This window comes from Pantoea sp. CCBC3-3-1 (genome assembly GCF_007981265.1).
Taxonomy (GTDB): Bacteria; Pseudomonadota; Gammaproteobacteria; order Enterobacterales; family Enterobacteriaceae; genus Erwinia.
Genome location: NZ_CP034363.1, coordinates 2,977,513 through 2,995,231, shown reverse-complemented (window position 1 = coordinate 2,995,231; position 17,719 = coordinate 2,977,513). Strand labels below are relative to the sequence as shown.

13 protein-coding genes and 3 pseudogenes are annotated in these 17,719 nt (G+C 47.9%); 11 read left to right on the top strand and 5 right to left on the bottom strand.

The window, feature by feature from the left end; genetic code table 11:
• Positions 1-237 precede the first annotated feature (237 nt).
• From EHV07_RS14155 to EHV07_RS14145, 3 genes are all read left to right on the top strand, one after another.
• Positions 238-948: a FadR/GntR family transcriptional regulator gene (locus EHV07_RS14155; RefSeq protein ID WP_147198657.1), complete on the top strand. Its 711-nt coding sequence runs from the start codon at positions 238-240 to the stop codon at positions 946-948.
• 220 nt (positions 949-1,168) lie between these two features.
• Positions 1,169-1,858, top strand: a complete 690-nt coding sequence (locus EHV07_RS14150) for a GntR family transcriptional regulator (RefSeq protein ID WP_254446248.1) — start codon at positions 1,169-1,171, stop codon at positions 1,856-1,858.
• A 190-nt stretch (positions 1,859-2,048) separates the two neighbouring features.
• Complete coding sequence (locus EHV07_RS14145) at positions 2,049-2,942, top strand: LysR family transcriptional regulator (protein ID WP_147198656.1); 894 nt, start codon at positions 2,049-2,051, stop codon at positions 2,940-2,942.
• On the opposite strand, the gene EHV07_RS14140 is transcribed toward EHV07_RS14145, so the two are convergent.
• Positions 2,929-4,065 carry a mandelate racemase/muconate lactonizing enzyme family protein gene (locus EHV07_RS14140; RefSeq protein WP_217363411.1) on the bottom strand — a complete coding sequence of 379 codons (1,137 nt, stop codon included), beginning with the start codon at positions 4,063-4,065 and terminating at the stop codon, positions 2,929-2,931. The genes EHV07_RS14145 and EHV07_RS14140 overlap by 14 nt on opposite strands.
• A 380-nt stretch (positions 4,066-4,445) precedes the next feature.
• On the opposite strand from EHV07_RS14140, the gene EHV07_RS14135 reads away from it, so the two are divergent.
• From EHV07_RS14135 to EHV07_RS14120, 4 genes are read left to right on the top strand one after another with little or no spacing between them, the layout of a single operon-like run.
• A complete protein-coding gene (locus EHV07_RS14135; RefSeq protein ID WP_147198655.1) occupies positions 4,446-5,732 on the top strand; it encodes an MFS transporter in 1,287 nt (428 codons plus the stop codon).
• Between the two features lie 35 nt (positions 5,733-5,767).
• Positions 5,768-6,865, top strand: a complete 1,098-nt coding sequence (locus tag EHV07_RS14130; RefSeq protein WP_147198654.1) for a mandelate racemase/muconate lactonizing enzyme family protein — start codon at positions 5,768-5,770, stop codon at positions 6,863-6,865.
• Complete coding sequence (locus EHV07_RS14125; RefSeq protein WP_147198653.1) at positions 6,855-7,628, top strand: SDR family NAD(P)-dependent oxidoreductase; 774 nt, start codon at positions 6,855-6,857, stop codon at positions 7,626-7,628. The genes EHV07_RS14130 and EHV07_RS14125 overlap by 11 nt, the downstream gene beginning before the upstream one ends.
• Complete coding sequence (locus EHV07_RS14120) at positions 7,618-8,673, top strand: zinc-binding alcohol dehydrogenase family protein (RefSeq protein WP_147198652.1); 1,056 nt, start codon at positions 7,618-7,620, stop codon at positions 8,671-8,673. Before EHV07_RS14125 ends, EHV07_RS14120 begins: the two co-directional genes overlap by 11 nt.
• A gap of 136 nt (positions 8,674-8,809) precedes the next feature.
• Here the strand turns inward: EHV07_RS14120 and EHV07_RS14115 are convergent.
• The 3 genes and pseudogenes from EHV07_RS14115 to istA all read right to left on the bottom strand — a co-directional run.
• Positions 8,810-10,097, bottom strand: a pseudogene (locus tag EHV07_RS14115) (MFS transporter).
• Positions 10,098-10,196: 99 nt separating this feature from the next.
• Complete coding sequence (locus EHV07_RS25200) at positions 10,197-10,358, bottom strand: hypothetical protein (protein ID WP_371419641.1); 162 nt, start codon at positions 10,356-10,358, stop codon at positions 10,197-10,199.
• 32 nt (positions 10,359-10,390) lie between these two features.
• Positions 10,391-11,065, bottom strand: a pseudogene (istA, locus tag EHV07_RS14110) (IS21 family transposase); the annotation flags it as partial.
• 1,398 nt (positions 11,066-12,463) lie between these two features.
• On the opposite strand from istA, the pseudogene EHV07_RS14105 reads away from it, so the two are divergent.
• Positions 12,464-13,423 (top strand): annotated as a pseudogene (locus EHV07_RS14105) (IS481 family transposase).
• Positions 13,424-13,531: 108 nt separating this feature from the next.
• On the opposite strand, the gene EHV07_RS14100 reads toward EHV07_RS14105, so the two are convergent.
• The gene (locus tag EHV07_RS14100; protein ID WP_147198651.1) at positions 13,532-13,951 is read right to left on the bottom strand and encodes a MarR family winged helix-turn-helix transcriptional regulator; all 420 of its coding nucleotides are present in this window, start codon (positions 13,949-13,951) and stop codon (positions 13,532-13,534) included.
• Between the two features lie 161 nt (positions 13,952-14,112).
• Here EHV07_RS14100 and EHV07_RS14095 point away from each other — a divergent pair, with 161 nt between their 5' ends.
• From EHV07_RS14095 to EHV07_RS14085, 3 genes are all read left to right on the top strand, one after another.
• The gene (locus EHV07_RS14095; RefSeq protein ID WP_147198650.1) at positions 14,113-15,318 is read left to right on the top strand and encodes a substrate-binding domain-containing protein; all 1,206 of its coding nucleotides are present in this window, start codon (positions 14,113-14,115) and stop codon (positions 15,316-15,318) included.
• Between the two features lie 94 nt (positions 15,319-15,412).
• Complete coding sequence (locus EHV07_RS14090) at positions 15,413-16,642, top strand: ABC transporter substrate-binding protein (RefSeq protein ID WP_147198649.1); 1,230 nt, start codon at positions 15,413-15,415, stop codon at positions 16,640-16,642.
• Between the two features lies 1 nt (position 16,643).
• Entirely contained in the window at positions 16,644-17,708 is a 1,065-nt protein-coding gene (locus tag EHV07_RS14085; protein ID WP_168199632.1) for an alcohol dehydrogenase, read from the top strand.
• Positions 17,709-17,719 lie beyond the last annotated feature (11 nt).

The window sequence follows — 17,719 nt, the reverse complement described above, 5'->3', positions numbered from 1 at the left end:
GATAGAGGTAGGTTGTCCAACCAATTTTGCGAAAGTGATAGTATGCTCACAAAACTTGAGGATAATGAGTTTTCCACTTTGGACGACCTATTTAGATCACAGAATTGATTATGAGAATGGTGTATTGGTCCATCCAATTCTTGAGGTGTACGCCGATCCGCGCTAACCTCTGTCCATGGGATTGAGGCAGGAGAGCTGCCTCAATCCAGCAATTTAGAATCAAATGCAGGTTATGTTATGCCGGAAAAGAATAAATTCACGATGATCCCAATTAAACGAACTGATGTGTTCCAAACCATCATCCAGCATTTAAGTAATTTGCTGGATAGCAAACAGTTAAAACCGGGCGAACGTTTGCCTTCAGAACGTGAACTGGCTGAGATGATGAATGTCAGTCGTACTTCTGTGCGCCAGGCACTCAAAGTGCTGGAATCTTCCGGGCGGATTGAAACTAAAGTGGGTAACGGAACCTTCCTTAAGGAACTGCCCGCAATTTCACTCAACGACCCACAGAGTCTGGCTAAATTGATTGATAGCGGCGTTACGCGCGATTTCATGCGTAATCTAATAGTCGCGCGAACCGCCATCGAGCGTGCTGTGTTTGAGGATTATGTCTGGCGTGTTAACAAGAACGGAATCAATCAACTTAGAGTTCTTATCGAGAGCAATCGCCAACGATTCGCAAGCCAACCTCACGAAAATGATGACGCCAGGTTGGATTTGAGTTTCGAAAAGAATGTGGCACTACTTGGTGGCAATAGCATCCTTATCAATATGCAGGAACAGGTTCATCAGCTTTGGGGGATGGCTTGGAAACAGTATGGTTTCACACCTGAAGAGACAGAGGTATTGCATAAGGAACATCTTGGGATTCTTGATGCACTTGCAGCTAAGAACGCCTCCCGCGTAATAGATTTGATTGTGCAGCATGTTGATAAAGAGATTTGATATTTTAGTCCCTACGGTTATTCCATCTACGGCTAATGAATTTTTACTTTTCCACTGAACAGCCTCTCACATCTCTGAGGCTGTTTATTGTTCGTTTTTTCATGTCTCCCAGGCTTCTTAGCACGCCCTCACACATTGATGTATAATCCGCGGTCAATTTAGCAGAAAACTTTTGTCGCCAGTGACCCAATTAAAGCAGGCGATTAAGACAGGAATCGTCATGATGACCGCCGTGAATCCCCTCCCGCAACTTGATCGCGAAAAGCCAGTAAAAATGCAGGTCTATACTTGGTTACGTCATGCCATCATTAAAGGCGCGTTACACCCAGGAGCAATCATCGACAAAACGGCTTTAGCCGCCGATATGGGGATTTCCCCCACACCGCTACGCGAGGCGCTTATTCTGCTAAAGCATGATGGGTTCATTGAAATGATCCCTAATCTGCACACCATTGCGACCCTGATCGACACTCGTCTCGTGAAAGCCAATGCATTGATTCGCTACTCTCTGGAAGCTTCAATAGTTGAGCAGATTGCTTTAGACGGGTTGGGTCCAGCAGTTGAAAGCGCCTGCCTCGCGCTGGTGGATGAACAGGAACGCAGTTTTGACGCTCGCCATTTTGATCGCGTATTTGAGTGCGATCTAGCTTTCCATAAAACCCTTTGTGACGTCCTGGCGCTTCCAACGCTTTGGCACAACCTGAGTGCCAACCGTGCGCATCTGGATCGTGCCCGGCAGTGCTCACCAGTGAACTTATCGGGTATTCAGAAGGCGATAGCTGACCACCGCGAGCTTGTTTCACTCCTTAAAACGGGTGACGCAGTTGCGCTTCGTAACCTAATGAAGTTGCATGTTTATTCAGTGTTTGATGATCTGAAAAATATTAATCCTGAATGGCTGGTTGATTAGGATTAGCGAAAAATCTACTAGATGTGAAAGCATGTGGATGTTTGCCGGTCTAACCCTTGATCTGTTTCAAACTACAGCCGAACCACTATGACGTAATCACTAAATCTGTGATTGATAAATCATTAACTTTGCTGCAGCACTGATACGTTAATCCAAACTTAATCCTCAGATTAATACTTGGTGTGTATCAATGTTTGAGCTCTCGCAATTACGTTGCTTCACTGCTGTCGCCAGCGAACTCAACTTTCGGCGCGCAGCGGAGCAACTCAACATGACGCAGCCGCCACTCAGTCGGCAGATCCAGTTACTTGAACACCAACTCGGTGTGCAACTTCTTGAGAGATCAACCCGTTCGGTAAAACTTACCCATGCTGGTAAAGCATTTTATCAGCAGGCAATGCTCCTGCTGGAGCAGGCGCAATATGCTGCGCATCAGGTGCAGCGTATTGCCGCTGGCGAGGTGGGAAATCTGACCTTGAGCTTTGTTTCCTGCGCTATTTACGCGCTGATTCCGGCATTGATCCAGCAACTTCGATCTCACTATCCGCAGCTTAATCTGCAATTGAAAGAGCAATCCAGCGCCCAGCAACTGCAAGCGTTGCGTCAGCAAATCAGCGATATCGCGATTGTACGGTCCGCCCATCCGTATGGCGATTTTAATAGTGAATTGCTGCTGAGTGAGCGCTTTGTGCTGGCGCTGCCCGTTGCGCATCCCCTGGCAGATCAAACCTGTATTGATCTTGCAAGACTGCACCAACAGCCGTTTATTCTTTACTCACCTCAGAGCTGGCGGCCGTTCCACGATATAATTGTGCAGCTATTCCAGCAACATCAGCTACAACCAGCGTTTGAATCTTGTACAGGTTCCACGGTGACGATATTGTCGATGGTGCGCGGTGGTCTGGGGGTGGCGCTGGTGCCAGCGGGGGCGATGCAACTGCAATTTCACGATGTGGTTTATCGTGAAATCCAGGGGAAAACACGCCTCACCAGTGAGCTATTTTTGGTGTGGCGCAAAGATAACCTCAACCCCGCGTTGGACAATGTGATCTCCACATTGCACGCGGCGGTTAACGAATCGTGACGCTGGCTTGCGTCCAGTGTGAAACCTGCTCATGGAGTGACAAGCCGAGCCCAATGCGGGTTGGTACCCGCATCATGCCGTTACGGATCTCCAGGCGCTCGTTAAACACAGGTTCCAGCCATTCAAAGTGCTCAACCCAGGTTTGATGTGGGTAGGCAGCCGCCAGATGCAGATGAATCTCCATGACAAAATGTGGAGCCATCATCAAACCAGCTTCTGCGGCCAATGCGGAGACGTTGAGAAACGGTGTGATACCCCCGATGCGTGGCGCATCATGCATTACCAGGTCTACCGCTTTTCCTTTGATATAGGCTGTCACTTCACGTTCGCTGGTTAGCATTTCGCCGGTGCCAATTGGCGTAATCAACTGGCTGGCAAGTTGAGCATGGCCTTCGACGTCGTAGGCTTCCAGTGGCTCTTCTATCCACTGCAGATTGAATTCCTCTAGAGCTTTACCCATACGCAGCGCGGTGGGGCGATCCCACTGTTGATTTACATCTACCATCAGCGGCACATCCTCACCGAGTGTTTTACGCACTGACGCTACACGCGCTAAATCTTCACGGCGATCGGGATGACCGACTTTCATTTTGATGCCGCCAATACCGCGAGCCAGCGAATGCTGTGCTTTCTCGGTAATTTCACCGATGGATGCCTGCAAATACCCTCCGGACGTGTTGTAACACGGCACCGCATCACGCCATGCGCCGAGCAGTTGGGCCAGCGAAAGATTGGCGCGACGCGCTTTGAGATCCCATAGCGCAACATCCAGCGCAGCAATCGCCTGATTGGATAGTCCGCTTTTGCCGACAGATGCTGCGGCCCACAGAAGCTTGTGCCACAAGCGTTGAATATCGTTCGGGTTTTCACCAATCAGCAAAGGCGAAACCTCCTGCAATAATGCAAACTGCGCCGGTCCGCCAATGCGCAACGTGTATGTGAAACCGAGTCCCTTATAACTCTGTTCAGTTTCAATTTCAGCCACGAGCAGGAACACTTCCGACAATGCTTTTTGCCGGCCGGTTAACACTTTGGCATCACTGACCGCCTGCTTAAGTGGCACGGTGATCGCAGTGAGTTGAATCTGATGGATTTTGTCGTGCGAAGTTGAGTGAGTCATCATGGCGCTTTCCGAGTCAATGGTTGAGTAAAGTCAGAATGCTGACCAGGGCGCTATGCGTCTAATTCATATGCTGTATTGATTAAGACAATTCTGGCATTAACGCTGTGAAGATATTTGATAACGGAAAATTAAACTTACCCAATGCCACTGCGCAAAGCACGTTTTAACTCTTTTCAAATGTTGTGCTTATTAAAACCTTCTAGCCTTCGTACGCTAAAAAATTGTGATCAGCCTCGGATTCTCAAACGCCCCTTTTGACAGCATAGCTCTTCATCATTTACAAACCGATATATCGATGTATCGTTACATCGAAATAACAATAACCCTACATTACGGCATCGCTCGCTCCAGAATGCCCAACGACAAAACCAGGAGTAAACATGAAATTAAGCATCAGGTGGGGGATTGCATGGCTGCTGTTTTTTGCCGGCGTGATTAACTATCTCGATCGTACGGCACTCTCCATCGTCGCGCCATTAATTGAGAAAGACTTGAGTCTGACGTCAACAGAAATGGGCATTGTTTTCAGTAGCTTCTTCTTTGGTTACGCACTTTTTTGCGCGATAGGTGGTTATGCGGCGGACCGCTTCGGTCCGACTAATACGATGAAGTACACCATGGGCCTCTGGTCAATTTTTTGCGGTCTGACATCGATGGCGTCTGGATTTTTGTCGCTGCTGGGCCTGCGCGTTTTGTTCGGCATGAGCGAGGGACCGCTGGGCTCGACCTTTAACAAAACTGTTAATAACTGGTTCCCACAAAAAGAAACGTCTTCTGCTGTCGGCTTTGCCAATGCTGGTACTCCACTGGGGGGGGCACTGGCAGGTCCTATTGTGGGATTACTGGCAGTGCAGTTTGGCTGGCGCATCTCATTTATCATCATCATGCTATTTGGATTTGTCTGGTTGTTGTTCTGGCGTAAACGCGTCTGTGATGCGCCGGAGAATCATAGCCGTATCACTGCAGAAGAGTTGGCAATGCTGAAAGCCGATCAGCAAAATCGCGAAGCTCAAAGCGAAGCAGCTGGTAAGAAAACCACGGGATATTATCTCCGCCAGCCCACAGTCTGGGCGACGGCAGTAGCCTTCTTCACCTACAACTACTTACTCGTTTTTTTTCTCTCGTGGTTCCCGCTTTATTTAACCAAAGTGCATGGTCTTAATTTGCATGATATGAGTATCGCCAATGCCATCCCTTGGATTTGTGGGGCTATTGGTATGCCGCTAGGTGGATATATCTGTGACCGTATTTTTGTTAAAACAGGTAATGCGCTAAACGCCCGTAAAATAGTGCTGTCAATTTGCCTGTTAATTGCAGCAGGGTGTATTAGTTCTGTAGTCTTAATTCAATCAATGGTGCCTGCTGTTATTTTGATGTCAATAACGGTTTTCTTCCTGTACGGCACAGGTGCAATTTATTGGTCAATTATTCAGGACACGGTGCAGAAGCGTTCGGTCGGAAGCGTCAGTGGTGTTATGCATCTCATTGGAAATACAGCAGGTGTTATTGGACCGACAATCACAGGTATCATTATTGATAAAACGGGATCTTTTTATACCACTTTCTTTATAGCAGGCGGCATAGCACTGACAGGCACGTTAATTGTTTTGGTGTTCATCCGCCCTTTAACTTCACACGCCCACACCAGGGTAACCGCAGGTCAATAAGACTGCTTGCTTATTCAGTCATATAGGAAATATTTATGAGTAAGATTAAACATGTCAATATTTATCGAGCGGTATCACCACTGTCTCGTCCACTGGCTGATGCCACACATTCATTAACGGAAATTTCTTTCTTTATCGTTGAACTGGAATTAGATAATGGAATGACGGGTGAAGGTTACCTTCTTTCGTTCCACTATTCACCTCAGGCGATCATTGGTGCGTTGAATGATATAAAAGACAGTGTAATTGGATATTATCCGTGGCAGGCTGGGAAATATATTTCGGACACTGAAAAAGAGCATGAATACTTTGGTCATAACGGTCTGCAGAAATGGGCGCTGGCAACCTTCAACGTCGCGATGTGGGATGCATGGGGCAAAATGCTGCATCAGCCAGTGCATAAGCTTCTCGGAACCTACGTCGATAAAGTACCTGTGTATGGAAGCGGCGGCTGGATCAGCTACAGCGAGCAGGAGTTGGTGGAAGAGGTTTCTGACTACAAACGCCGAGGCTTCAGGGCTGTAAAAATTAAAGTGGGTTCGCCCACAATCGAAGAGGATATTGCCCGCCTGACTAAAGTACGTGAAGCTGTGGGTCCAGAACTGAATATTATGATGGACGCAAATCAAGGTATGACATTGCCAAGTGCTATAAAGCTGTCTGAGAAGTCGGCAGCATTAGGCATTCACTGGTTTGAGGAACCGCTGAACCACACCCATTTTGATGGTTATCAATTACTGCGAAACAAAACGGGTATTGCGCTGGCAATGGGGGAGCGCGAGTATGACCTGGAACCTCTGAAGAATCTGATTTCACGTAATGCGCTCGACTTATGGCAGCCGGATATCATCCGTATCGGCGGCGTTGAAGCCTGGCGTACTTCAGCCGCACTGGCTCAGGCACATCACATACCGGTTCTACCGCACTACTATAAGGATTATGACGTACCGCTGTTGTGTACAATTCCCAATGGCTACGGTGCTGAATCCTTTGACTGGATTGATAACATCATTGATAACGCCATGCCGATTGTTGATGGTTACGCACGTCCACGTGAAACGCCTGGCTGGGGGTTTAGCTTCCTGAAATCGCATCTTACCGAAGTGCGTTCCGGAGGCGAAAATGAGCACTGATTTGTTAAAAACATTCTTCTCTCTGGAAGGGCGACGCGGCATAGTTACTGGTGCATCATCGGGCATTGGTCTCGCCGTGGCCAGCCTGCTGGTAGATGCCGGAGCAACAGTCTACAACCTGAGCCGAACCGCACGCCATGAACAACATGTTGACTACAACGTTAACCCGGGCATTATTCATATCGCAACCGATTTGAACGACTCAGAGAATACGCGTCGTAGTATTGAGCAGGTCATTGGCGATCAGCCACTGGATTTTCTGATCAACAATGCGGGTATCACCAAGCGAGTGAAAGCCGAAGAGGTAACACCTGATTGGTGGCGGCAGATTCACGCGTTAAATGTGGATGCCCCTTTCTTTATCAGCCAATGTTGCTTCAATGCATTAAAAGCGTCACATCATGTTGGGCGCATCGTCAATATCTCCTCTATGGCGGCTCATCTGGGTTTTGCCGAGGTTAGTCCATACTGCTCTACCAAGTCAGCTATCATGGGCATCACGCGCGGGCTTGCGGTGGAGTGGGCGGGCGAGAACATTCTGGTAAATGCGGTCGCACCGGGTTGGATCAAAACCAATATGACGGCAACGGTCGCCGATCCTGACCGGTTAAAGAAAATCCTCGAACGAATGCCGCTGCATCGTTACGGTCACGTGCGCAACGAGCTGGCAACAACCATCTGGTTCCTGGTCAGTGATGCTGCAAAATACATCACCGGACAAGAAATTGCTGTTGATGGAGGGGCATTAAGTTATGGTTTCTGAAATGACAACATGGGTGTGCGAGCAACCCGGTTCACTGATTAAAAAGAGTTCTCCCATTCCGCAGCCTGCGGCCGGTCAGGCGCTGATCCGCCTACGTGCTTTAGGGATTTGTGGTACCGATGTTCATGCTTTTCGAGGTAATCAGCCTATGTTTGATTACCCTAAAATCATGGGACATGAGATTTGCGGCGAAGTCGTTAAAGCTGCGGACGATGTGGAGCATTTGCCGATTGGCCAGGCGGTCATTGTGATCCCTTATAAGCATTGCGGTGAGTGCTATGCCTGCCAGCGCGGGCGCATTACCTGTTGCACTAAGCTATCTGTGATGGGGGTGCATTATCATGGCGCCATGCAGGAATATGTTGCCGTTGATGCAAAACAGCTGCTAGCGGTTGATGATATTGATGTCAGAGACGCTGCTTTAATTGAGCCCTACGCAATCGGTGCGCATGCATTGGCGCGCAGTGGTGCGAAACAGGGTGATACACTGTTGGTCGTTGGTGCCGGAGCCATTGGCTTGGGAGTTGCAGATATTGCTTCAGCTTTGGGCATAAACATTATTTTGGCTGAGGTCAATGAAGGACGATTGTCTGAAGCGTGTGGACGATTTGGCTATCTTCATGCCCTCAATCCTCTGGCGGTAGATTACGCTGGTCGCCTGAAAGCCATCACTGAAGGACATGGCCCTGGCTTCATCATCGACGCGACAGGCAATGCGGCTTCGATGAACAGCCAGGTAGAACATCTCGCGGCAAGTGGAACAATTGTGTTTGTCGGTTTGCATAAGGGCGAAATTAGCTTCAATGATCTCGCTTTTCACAAACGCGAAACCACCATGCTGGCAAGTCGTGCGGCGGATATACAAGATTTTGAACAAGTGATCGCTTTGATGGCCACTAAACGAATTCACCCTGAACTACTGCGAGATAATATTTTTCCATTTAACGAGTTAAGTCAGTCTGCATTCAGCGATATGACACAGCCAAAAAATATTAAAACTGTAATTGAATTCGATAACACAGGTGATGTTGACAGGCCAGAATAATGTTGATTAATCGGGTTGTGGGAATAACCGCAATCCTGCTTTACGGCGCCCTCTAAAGTAAGCGATATATCCCGCGCTCTGACAGTCAGTTTCAAAGCAAGGCGCGGGATTTAATTCATGTCAAAGGTAACTTTATTCACTCATCAAGAGAACGAAGGTGATCATTTTTGTTCAGCGTAAGGAGTGCAAAGATACTAATCATAGCCGTAATCATGACGTACCAAGCGGGTATATCCAGATTCCCTGTTTGCTTGATCAACCCGGTAATGATCAATCCTGCGCATCCGGAGAACACCGCATTAGATAAAGAATAAGATAGACCTAGCCCTGTATAGCGAACGCTTGTTGGAAACATTTCAGCCAACATGGCTGGCCTTGGTCCTGCCAGTAATCCCACAATTCCTCCTGCGACGAATACGGCTATCTCTTTCACCAGCAACGTCGACGACTCAGCCTGGAGAATTTTTAACAGCGGAAATGCCATAATGAGCAGTAAAACAGCAGCCATTACCATGACGCTGCGGCGTCCGATTTTATCGCTAAGCATGCCTGCAGTAAGAATGGTAGCTGCAAATCCTAAATTGGATATCACCGCAATCAGCAGCGCTTGATTAAAACCAGTATGAAGCGAAGACTGGAGATAGGTGGGCATTATCACCAGATAAGTATAGCCCGCTGAAGACCAGACCATAACCCTCCCAATCCCCATCAGAATAGTTTTCAACGTAGCGCCCAAATCAGCCTTCACTTTTTGTGGCTGTTCAATCTGCGCCTTTTTCTGTTGCATAAAGCTTGGTGTCTCTTCCATGTTATACCGCAGCCAGAGAGCGACGGCTCCCATAGGTAAGGCCAGGAAGAACGGTATACGCCACCCCCAGCTCAACATCTCATCATGGGTAAGCACGGCAGATAACAATGCAACCAGGCCCGCCCCCGCCAGTAATCCCAGAGACACGGTAAAAGATTGCCATGCACCAAACAGTCCTCTTTACCTCGGGGAGCAAGAGGGAAAGCGCCGCCATACTCACCACCTGCAAACAGTCCCTGAAGGATACGCAGTGCAGTGACGATAAGAGGTGCGCTTATTCCAATGCTGGCGTAGTTACGAACAAAGCCAAGCGCAGTGGTGGCAAGGGTCATCATGATAAGGACAAAAACCAGCGTTGGTTTACGTCCTATTCTGTCACCCATGCGGCCAAAAATAATGGCGCTAAGCGGACGAAAAAGAAGGCGATAGCAAAAGAAGCATATGTCCGAATAATGCCGGTAAGCTCGCCTTCGCCCTGCAGCCGGAAGAAATTCTGCGCGAGAACCGTGGCAAGAAAACCGTAAACAGCGAACTCATACCATTCAATAAAATTACCTACAGAACCAGCTACCAATGCGCGTTTACGCGCAATTATTGTGTGTGGAGGAATCTGCATTGCGGGATCTCTATAATAAATTGTCAGGAAGACGACGTGTCACCGTCTTTGTGTTCAAGAGCCAAAACAAGACGGCCTTGACTTTTATTTAGTAGCGCTTCAGCTTCCTGCCGTTCCCTTCCGCTCAAGCATCATGATGGCCAGCTTGGCCTGATAGTCCGCTGCCAGTAGGGCGCTTTCGGCATGTTTTTGATCACACCCTGTAGCCTGCATCACGATTCTTACTGTTCGAGCTCTAAGTTTTTCATTTGTCGTCTGCACATCAACCAACAAATTCTGATAACACTTCCCTAAGGCCTGCACACCCGGGGAGTAAAACCGTACTTCTCGGCGAGAGCCAGTAATGGCGGGTTCCACCGGTGACGGCCGTCACCATAAACGTCACGTTCAATAATAATGGTCCTGCCATTATCAAACAGGAGATGTCGTGGCGTTCCGCCAAAAGCCAGAAGCTCTTGTTCAATGCCGTCACACCATGCTGCCGTATCCTTGCGGGGATAAAAACGCACAAAGGTTGCCCGGCTCCAACCCAGCGTGGCGACAAATGCCAGCAGCGGGTTCCGGCCCTGTCTGATCACCGTAAAATCGACCTGCATCTGCTCACCGGGCTGCGTCTCAAAACGCACGACTGGGTCGTTCGGCTGTTGCTTAAGCGGAAGCAAGAAAGCCGTCAGCATGCTGTATCCGCCGGAATACCCGCGAAGTTGGATCTCACCAAGCATAACGCTGGCCGGTATCCAGTGGGGTTTTGCAGCCTCAACCCGCTCAAGAAAATAGGGCTTAAACGGGTCCAGCTTCCCGGGCCGGGGAAGGCGTGCAGAATAACGAGCTTTAGCAGGCGAGTCCTGCAAACGAATATAACGGCGGACGGTCTGTCGGGAACAGGAAAGCTGCCGGGCAATACCCCGAATAGACATGCCCTGACGGAAAAGAACTGCAATCTCCACGCGTAACTCCAATGTCAACATAGCAGCTCCAAAGCTGCCTTTTTACCCCAGGTGGGTCTGTTTTACATTGGCATATGGGTCATTTTTGCATTGGTACTAACACACAAGCAATGCCAATGGTTTATGAGCAAGATGGAAGGGAGTATGTAGTGATCACTGCAACAGGTCATCACTTTATGCGCACACCGAAAGGTAACTATGTCATAGCATATGCATTACCAAAATAATTATTTAAGTTGTTAAGTTGTTAAGTTGTTAAGTTGTTAAGTTGTTAAGTTGTTAAGTTGTTAAGTTGTTAAGTTGGCAAAAACTATTTTGGCTAACTTAACTGGTGTTGATTATTAATATAGGTGCGGTTGAAATAATCCGCATCTGTATATTGACTTTTAAAATATAACTTATTGTGAGAGAGTGCTTATATTAACTCTGGCTCTTTTTTCTAATCATTGGAGGTTGAGAGCGTGGATAAATAATTTATTACAAGAGATGGTAAAAAGAGATGTTTTGATGTGGATTGAAAACTTAGAATCAACATTTTGACTGGAAGATGTGTCGAAAATTTCAGGTTGCTCTAAGTGGCATTTTCGACGTATTTTTCGCCAGCTGACCGGGTTTTCTTGGGCAAGTTCCATGCGTGAAAGAATACTAGAGCTCGCCGCATAAGCATTGATTGAAAGTTACGGGAAAATATTAGTTATATCTTTATTTTTTGGCTTTGTAAATCAACAGGCATTTACTTGGGGCATTACTTGTCATTATCATATGCCTCCCGGTAAATGGCGACAATCAAATACGAAATAGTTAAGCAATGAATTGAATTTGACAAGTTTATCTATTGACTAGTATTTAACAATCCCCTTAAGGTTTTTCTCCAGAATACTGAGTATATCAAAAGCACTTTGATTTTAATGTGGTTGTTAAAGTCCTCACCAATATGTTCATATTATTTTATTGAAACGCATTGTCGGTTCGAGGGCTACCACATAAAACGATGTTACAGGTTCTGTCAACTAATATGCTGATTGAAGTATAACCAAATTAACTCAAACTCTAATAAATCGCCTACAGTAAAGTATGCGCTAAAGTTGAAATATTTTGGATAATCAAGGGGGAGTTTTTTTAAGTTGTGATGCATGAGTTGTTGATGTGTTTTATTTTTTTTATTTGATAATTCTTATTTTAGTACAAGTATTAACCGCACTTGTGAATATAACTTTATATCTTAGTGGATATTTGCGATAGAAGGCTGGTTGTTAGGAATTGGGGGGGATGGAAGTAATCATCATCTAACTTATATTTACAATCTGGTTGATTATATATTTATTAACTAGGATCAGAGTGTTACTACATATTTCACTCTTAATGTGTAATCATAACTTGTGTGATTCATAGACATCGTTTCACTATAATGCCTTACATATGAACAGGGAAATTCAACAGCGGTTACAGTGGGTAAAACTTTATGAGACGTCTGGTGATGCGGGGTTCGTATGTCGTCGCTGCGGCATTTCTCGCCCCATATTACGTAAATGGTGGCGCAGATATCTGGCACAGGGTATGGCTGGTCTGGAAAGCCACAACCGTCGTCCTAAACACTCACCATCAACTAAGACTGGCCCCGACGAAATCGCTCTGATTCTGGAGTTACGAATACTGCGGAATCTGGGTGCAAGACGTATTCAAAGCGAGTTAAAACAGCTTCATTCGATCTCTCTGGCTATTGCAACGATCCACAAGGTTCTTTGCCAAAATCAGGTTAAATCTGTTGTTAAGTTCCGACGTAAAGCTGACTTCATTCGCTACGAACGCCCTGTTCCCGGTGATCGTGTCCAGATGAGTACCTGCAAGATTGGTCCCGGTTTATATCAGTACACTTCTATTGATGATTGCACTCGTTACAGGGATCTAAGGCTTTACTCTCGTCGCACGGCTGCTAATACACTGGATTTTATCGATTGTGTTATTGAAGAAATGCCTTTCCCAATACAACGGTTCCAGACGGACCGGGGAAGAGAGTTTTTTGCTGTTAAGGTGCAGGGAAAATTAAAAGAATACGGCATCAAGTTCCGTCCGAATAAACCTGCGTCACCTCATCTTAATGGCAAAGTTGAGAGATCCCAAAAAAAAGATAAAGCTGAGTTTTACGCAACCACAGACTTGGCTGCAAACAACCTGAGGGATCTCCTGGCGGAATGGCAGCACTACTACAACTGGGAGCGCCCTCACAGCGCCCACAACGGTAAAACACCGATGGAGCGCTATTTCGAACTAGCTGAGCAAACGCCTTACTCTGACGCCGTTTAAACAAGCTATCAGCCCAGTGAAGAACATGTACAGGAGCAAAATTACAAACTTGAACGTGAGCTGAGAAAATTGTAACGATGTCTATGAATCACACACATAACTACTGGTATGGCTGAAATTAATATAATTACTCGGTATACATCATTATTTTAATTGATGATCATTCCTTTCTCGTATTAGTTGTCAGCCACTTTTGGTTTTTAAAAACTGCTCCAACATCTCTTTCAGCATCTGTGCTTCGTCAGTTCCGTATGCGTCTTCGAGTTTGTCCTGATGATCGTTAACACGGCTGTTTTGCTGGTCCAGAACCGCTTTTCCTTTATCGGAAATATATAAACGGACTTTACGGCGGTCATGTTCGTCCGGGCGACGATAGACGAGGGCTTCCAGCACCATCTTATCGATGATTTTTGTCAGTGTCGGGAAGTTTTGCATTAACTCATCAGAAAGCTCACGCATCGTCACACCATCCTGATCAGCGATCACTTTCATTGCTCGCCAGTGTTCAAGCGTAATTCCCTCAAGCGAAAGCTGACGGTTTACGCGGCGATTCGCCTGAACCAGAAGGTGGGCGAGATATTCGTTTAAGGGCTTGTCCGACATGATGAGCCAGCTCAGGTTCGCATAACGTTGAATAGCGCTACTTTAGCACTTCATGTGATCGAGGTCATCATGTGCAAGGTCAATCACAAACCTGTAGCATCAATATGAGTTAGCACGCTTTTTGCATTAGTTTTAACTTTTGCCCAGCGGAGGATCAATCCATGTTCAGCTTAAATACCGGAGCGTTCCTCGTTAGTGCTCGATATGCCTGGCAACGAGCGCCAGCTTTGCACGCAGATAAGTCACCTGTTAGCCGTCAGATTCATCAAGTCCGGCAGAACAAATCAAAACCTTTACGTCTCGGATTACTGGTTCCTTTTCATGGATCTGATGCCATCTGGGGGCCATCCTGCCAGTACAGTGCGGTACTCGCGGCAGCAGAGATCAACCGTGGAAAGAGGGTGCTTGGCCGTGAAATTGAACTCTTTGCCCTGGATGCTGGCGGCGACCCTGAAGATGTAGTCGCCCGCTGCTGGCAGTTGGTTAACGATAATCAGATAGATGCACTGATTGGTGTACATCTTTCCAGCGTACGCGTTGCTCTGCGTAATGCATTTGCAGGTATCGTTCCTTATGTTTTTGCTCCTCTTTATGAAGGCGGAGAAACGACCCCCGGTGTTTTCGCTATTGGTGACACACCCCAGCAACAGTTCCCTGCTGCAATCGAATGGATGATGCAGCACCACGGAGTCAACAAGTGGCATATCGTCGGTAATGACTATATCTGGCCGCGGGCTACCCATGAAACGGTCAGACAGCTTATACAGTCACACGGTGGAGAAGTTGTCGGGGAGGATTATCTGAGTCTTGGCCAGGTCGATATCTCGACCATGATTGAGCGTATTGAAGCCTCAGACGCCGATGTGATCTTCGAGTCCCTGGTCGGTTCAGATTGTGTGTTGTTTAACCGGGCGTTTTCTGCGGCGGGACTCGACAAAAAGATTCTCCGACTCTCTGGCTCCATTGAGGAAAACACATTGCTGGGAATTGGCTCTCAGCACACCGGTAACCTTTATTGTGCAGCCAGTTACTTCAATGCACTTACCACCCCTGAAAATCGCGCTTTTATGGATCAATATCGGGCAGCCTATGGCCATTCTGCACCGATACAGGGCGTATTAAGTCAGTCATGCTACGACGCCATTCATTTCTTTGCCGCATTAGCTGAACGCGCCGGTGATCTTTCACTGCGTTCACTGACGGCGGTCTTCGAAGGACTTACCTACCACAGCGTCCGCGGACAGCAACGTATTACTTCAGGAAAATCCAATCCCACCATGTATTTAGCTGAGGCGGATGGTGTTCACTTCAACATCGTGACCTCGCTTCAGGAAGAAACATACAGTAGTAACGTTAATTATATTTGAAAAGTGAAATATAACTTGTTAGGTTAATTTCTCCTGGCGCAGGGGCGATCATGCCCGGCTGTTGCTTACATTGGCAGGGGAGAAACAGAGCAAGATGGCAATTTCACGTCGTAGCTTATTAAAAAACAGTATGTTATCGCTCGCTGCAGTGCCCTTTATCAGTAAAGTGCAGGCTGCAGAACCTATAAAAATTGCTGCGATTTTTGATCAGTCAGGTGGACTGGATATCTACGGCCAGCCGGTGATGAACTGTGTTGAATTGGCCATTGATGACATCAACAAGCAGGGTGGACTGCTTGGCCGCCCGGTAGAGCTGGTTAAGTATGATCCGCAGTCCAATATCCAGTATTACACGCAGTTTGCGACCCAGGCCGCGACCCGCGACCACGTGTCGGCTGTGTTTGGTGGCGTGACCAGTGCCTCGCGTGAAGCCATTCGTCCTATCCTGCGCCGCTATAAAACGCCTTATTTTTATCCCTCGCTTTATGAAGGTGGGGTATGCGATCGCAACAGTTTTGAAATCGGCACCACACCCGCGCAAACGGTTGCCCGCATAGTTCCCTATGCCGTGAAGCAGTGGGGTAAAAAGATTTACGTCATCGCCGCTGACTACAACTTTGGCCATATCTCCGCTGACTGGGTGAGCAAGTATGCGAAAGATTCCGGTGCGGAAGTTGTCGCTACTGAGTTCTTTCCCCTTGATGTCACCGACTTCGGTACCACCATCAAAAAAATCCAGGACGCCAAACCTGACATGGTGTTTTCACTGTTAGTGGGGGGCAACCATATCTCTTTCTTCCGGCAATGGGCGGCCGCAGGGATAGTCGGGCAAATTCCGATTGCCTCCAGCGATTTTGGTGTTGGCAATGAAAACCGCATTCTTACACCCAACGAGAGCGAAGGCATCCTTGCAGCCTATGCCTATTTTCAGGAGCTGGATACGCCGGTTAATAAGCAGTTCCTGCAACGTTTGCAGGCGAAGTTCGGCAATAAAACGCCCTATATCAACGAAACCGCCATTGATGGCTGGTATGCCGTGATGCACTGGGCTAATGGCGTCCGGGTCGCCAATTCGGTAGAACGCATGCCATTGATTGAGGCACTGGAAAAAGGATCAACGGTAGATGGTCCTGGCGGTATTTCTCGCCTGGATGCGGCGACGCATCATTTCACCGTTGATATCTATCTGGGGCAGGTTAAAAACGGCGCCTGGAACATTCTCGAAACCTACCCTCAGCAACCGCCTTCCGATACGGCAGCAGTCTGTAATCTGCTCACGCATCCGGACGACAACCAGCAATATGTCATTAAGCCCGGGGGTTAACATGATGCTCTCGCAGAGTTTCCAGCTGCAGAACTATGGCGGCGAGCCTGTTGCGGTGACACACCCGCTACCTGAGCTGCGTGCGCAGGACGTTCTGGTAAAAGTGACGCACGCGGGTGTCTGTCATTCCGATGTCTATATTCAGGATGGCTATCAGAATCTGGGTAACGGTGAAAAAATAAACTTTGCTGACAGCACAATGCCCATGCCGCTGGTCATGGGGCATGAGATTGTCGGTGAAGTTGTGGCGGTAGGCGCGGAGGCTGACAAAACGCTGATCGGCCAGCAACGACTGATCTACCCCTGGATTGGCTGTGGTCAGTGCGCGACCTGTCAAGGTGGCTACGATAACCACTGTGAACAGCCACAATCACTGGGCATCTTCCGTCATGGTGGGTATGCCAAACATGTTGTGGTACCTGACGGGAAATATCTGCTCGATATCAACGGACTGGATCCCGCCTGGGCCAGTACGCTGGCCTGTTCAGGGCTGACTGTTTTCAGTGCGCTTCGGCAATTGCAGCCAATGAAACCTGACTCTGCACTGGCGATTATCGGTATGGGAGGATTAGGGCTGAGCGCTGTTTCTCTGGCGAAAGTGCTGGGATTTACCCGGATCATTGCCTGTGACATAGCGGATCACAGGCTGGCAGCAGCCAGACAGCTCGGGGCGGAGCATGTACTCAATACCCGCAACAGTGCTGACCCTGACAACGCGCTGAAATCGCTGGCTCAACATCGACTGCACGGTGTCATTGATACTGTCGGTAATCCTGCAACCGTGCAGATGGCAATCAGCGCGGTAGCAAAAGGCTCTCGCATCATCCTCGTGGGATTGCAGGGGGGGCAAACTACGCTGCGCATCCCTTTGCTGCCTTTCAAAGCGCTCTCTCTCACCGGCAGTTACACGGGTAGCCTTGATGAGCTGACACAGCTTATCAGTCTGGCCTCTCAGGGTGGATTGAGTGCGTTACCCATCACTCAACGGCCGCTTTGCTGTTTACCGCAAGCTTTAGACGATCTGCGTACCGGCAGAGCCGTCGGTCGTATCGTGCTGAATCCCTGAGGAGCCTGAAT